Origin of the sequence: Pantoea sp. EKM101V, assembly GCF_011800325.1 — a bacterium.
Classification (GTDB): domain Bacteria; phylum Pseudomonadota; class Gammaproteobacteria; order Enterobacterales; family Enterobacteriaceae; genus Pantoea; species Pantoea anthophila.
Genome location: NZ_JAALFP010000035.1, coordinates 1 through 719, shown reverse-complemented (window position 1 = coordinate 719; position 719 = coordinate 1). Strand labels below are relative to the sequence as shown.

The 719-nt window shown below is 55.1% G+C and carries 1 protein-coding gene; it reads left to right on the top strand.

Annotated elements, in window-relative coordinates; all coding sequences use genetic code 11:
• A partial coding sequence (locus HFD92_RS21495; RefSeq protein ID WP_185185216.1) for an RHS repeat-associated core domain-containing protein occupies positions 1 to 719 on the top strand: 719 nt, incomplete at both ends.

The following is a 719-nucleotide window of genomic DNA, read 5'->3' as shown; positions in this document are numbered from 1 at the left end:
GCGCGTGATGAGTATTTTGCCTTTGACCCGGCGCACAATCTGCTGAGCGAGGCCCAGGCGCAGCCCCTGCAGGATAACCGGCTCAGGGTTTATGAAGATAAACGCTGGACCTATGACTGTTTCGGCAATGTGACGCGCAAACAGAGTGGCCGACACACAGATCAGCAGTTTATCTGGAACGCTGAACACCAGCTGACCGAATCGGTGAGCACCCGAAACGGGACCGAGCAGCGAACTACCTACGGCTATGATGCATTTGGCCGCAGAAGCTGGAAACGCGATGCTTTTGGTATCACGCGCTTTATCTGGGAAGGCAATCGCCTGCTGAGTGAGGTGAGAGGGTCCCGACAGCACCTCTGGATTTACGAGGATGGAAACTTTGCTCCCCTGGCGCAGATCAGTCTGCAGCAGGGTCAAACGGAGAATGAAGCTCAGGTTAACTGGTATCACAATGATGTGTCAGGTCTGCCACGGGAGCTGACCGGAACTGATGGCAGTGTGGTCTGGCGTGCCGTCTATCGTGCCTGGGGTAATACACTGCGCACAGAGCAGGTCGCAGTAGAGAGTGCCGAGCCGGTTTATCAGCCACTGCGCTATCAGGGTCAGTATTTCGATGCGGAAACAGGTTTGCACTATAACCGCTTTCGCTATTATGATCCGGATGCGGGCAGGTTTGTGAGCCAGGATCCGATAGGGCTTGCTGGTGGGGTTAACCTTTA